Genomic DNA, 2,516 nt, shown 5'->3' with positions numbered 1-2,516 from the left:
CGGGGGGGGGGGGGGGGGCGGGCGCCGGGCGGGGGGGGGGGGGCGGGGGGGGGGGGGGGGCGGGGGGGGGGGGGGGGGGCCCGGGGCGGGGGGCCCCCCGCGGCGGGCTCGGAGCCGGCCGGGGGCTGCGGGCCGCGCACCCAGCCGCCGGCCCCGCCGCGCGCCGTGGGGTCCCAGACCGCCGGGGCGGTGTTCTGCTGGTCCGTCATGTCGCTGCTGGCCCCCACCGTCCGCCGATGCTCTGCCTGGTGCTGCGCGGCCACCGTACCGTTCGAACCCCCGCCCGACACCCCCGGCACGACGTTAGAGCATCGGTGCGGGGCCGTGGGGCGGCTCGGGGGATCCGCCCGGTCGGGGGGTGCCCGGGGTCAGCGGGCGCAGCGGCGCAGGACGCGCAGGGAGCCGGTCACCGCGACCTCCTCGAAGCCCTCGGCGAGCGCCCGCAGGTACACCCGGTACGGGGCCTGGCCGCCGTCCGCCGGGTTCGGGAAGACGTCGTGCACCACCAGCAGGCCTTCCGGCGCCAGGTGCGGCACCCAGCCCTCGTAGTCGCCGGTCGCGTGCTCGTCGGTGTGGCCGCCGTCGATGAAGACCAGGCCCAGCGGGCGCCCCCAGAGGGCGGCGATCCGCGGCGAGCGGCCGACCAGCGCCACCACGTGCTCCTCCAGCCCGGCGGCGTGCAGGGCGCGGCGGAACCGGGGCAGGGTGTCCATCAGCCCGACCTCGGGGTCGACCAGCTCCGGGTCGTGGTACTCCCAGCCGGGCTGCTGCTCCTCCGAGCCGCGGTGGTGGTCCACGGTCAGCGCGACCGTCCCGGCCTCCCGGGCCGCCGCGGCCAGCAGGATCGCCGAGCGGCCGCAGTAGGTGCCGATCTCCAGAACGGGCAGGCCGGTTTCGCGGGCGGCCGCCACCGCCGCCGCGTACAGCGCGAGACCCTCGTCGACCGGCATGAACCCGGTGGCCGCCTCGAACGCCGCCAGCACATCGGGCGCCGGGCGGGCGCTCTGCAGCAGGTCGGACATGCGATGCTCCTCGGGTCGGGACGTGGACGGACGTGGTCGGACCCTACTGGACGGTAGTGGTGGTGGCGCGGGCGGGCTCCGTGGCGCCGGCCGCAATCGGGCGGTCGGGGCTTTCGGGCTTTACCCACCCTTTTGAAACCCGTTCTACTGATATTGCGGAGGCCATGTCAGAATCGCCCCGTCCTCGGATCCACTCCGCGTCACCCGATGCACACAGGGAGCAGCCCCATGCGCGCAGCCGTCCTGCACAAGACCGGCCAGGACACCCTCGACGTCCGTGAGGACGTGACCGCGGTCGGCTTCAGAAGAGGCAGCGTCCGGGTCCGGATGCGCGCCGCCAGCCTGTGCCACTCCGACCTCTCCGCGATGAGCGGCGTCCTGCCGCAGCCCGCGCCGTTCGTCCCCGGGCACGAGGGTGCCGGTGACGTCGTGGAGGTCGGCGAGGGCGTGACCGGCTTCCGCGTCGGCGACCGCGTGCTGCTCTGCTGGATGGCCCCCTGTGGCCGGTGCGACCACTGCGAGCGGGACCGCGGCCACCTCTGCGTCGCCAGCCTGCGCCGGCTCGGAGCCCCCGGGTTTCGGATCGAGGAGGGCGGCCTGATCGCCTCCGGCTTCTACGGCACCGGCGCCTTCGCGGACGAGGTCGTGGTCTCCGCCAACGCCCTGGTCAAGGTGCCCGCGGACCTGCCCTACGAGGTCGCCGCACTGATCGGCTGCGGGGTGACCACCGGCATAGGGGCGGCGGTGAACACCGCCCGGGTCGAGCCCGGGGCGTCCGTCGCGGTGATCGGGGCGGGCGGCGTCGGCGTGGCCACCGTCCAGGGCGCCCGGGTCTGCGGCGCCGGCCGGATCACCGTCGTCGACCCGGTCGCCTCCCGCCGCGAGCGCGCCCTCGCCTTCGGCGCCACCGAGGCGATCGCCCCCGAGGACCTGAAGGCGGTGGCCAAGAAGCTGCCCGGCGGCGGCTTCGACTACGTCTTCGAGGCCGTCGGCCGCTCGGCCACCGTCCGGGCCGGGTACGACGCCGCCCGGCGCGGCGGCGCGGTGGTCGTCATCGGCGCGGGCGCCCAGGACGACCTCGCGCAGTTCACCATGGGCGAGCTGTTCTTCAACGAGAAGCGCCTGCTCCCCTCGCTCTACGGCGGGGCGACGGTCGGGCGCACCGTGGCGCTGGTCGTGGACCTCTGGAGGGCCGGTCGGATCGACCTCGAAGGCATGATCACCCACCGGGTCGGCCTGGCGGACGTCAACGAGGCGATCGCGCAGATGCGCAGCGGCGAGGCGCTGCGGACCGTCGTGACGATGGACTGACGTCCGGACCGGCGCGCCCGGACGGGTCGGGGCGCCGAGCGGCGTGCCGACCGGGGTCGGAACGGACCGGGATCGGAACGGACCGGGGCGCGCGCGGGGGGGGGGGGGGGGGGCACACGGGCCCCGGCGGGGGGGGGGGGGTGGGGCGCGCGGACGGGGGAGTTAGACACACAAACGCCCCAC

General features: G+C 76.4%; 2 protein-coding genes. One reads left to right on the top strand and one right to left on the bottom strand.

The window, feature by feature from the left end:
• Positions 1-368: 368 nt before the first annotated feature.
• On the bottom strand, positions 369-1,022 hold the full coding sequence (locus ACFV0O_RS31530; RefSeq protein ID WP_380347159.1) for a class I SAM-dependent methyltransferase: 654 nt from the start codon (positions 1,020-1,022) through the stop codon (positions 369-371).
• A 228-nt stretch (positions 1,023-1,250) separates the two neighbouring features.
• Here ACFV0O_RS31530 and ACFV0O_RS31525 point away from each other — a divergent pair, with 228 nt between their 5' ends.
• Complete coding sequence (locus tag ACFV0O_RS31525) at positions 1,251-2,333, top strand: alcohol dehydrogenase catalytic domain-containing protein (RefSeq protein WP_380347157.1); 1,083 nt, start codon at positions 1,251-1,253, stop codon at positions 2,331-2,333.
• Positions 2,334-2,516 lie beyond the last annotated feature (183 nt).

This window comes from Kitasatospora sp. NPDC059577 (assembly GCF_042735475.1).
GTDB lineage: Bacteria > Actinomycetota > Actinomycetes > Streptomycetales > Streptomycetaceae > Kitasatospora.
Note: the sequence above shows the minus strand (reverse complement) of the source record. Positions and strands in the feature narration are given on the sequence as shown.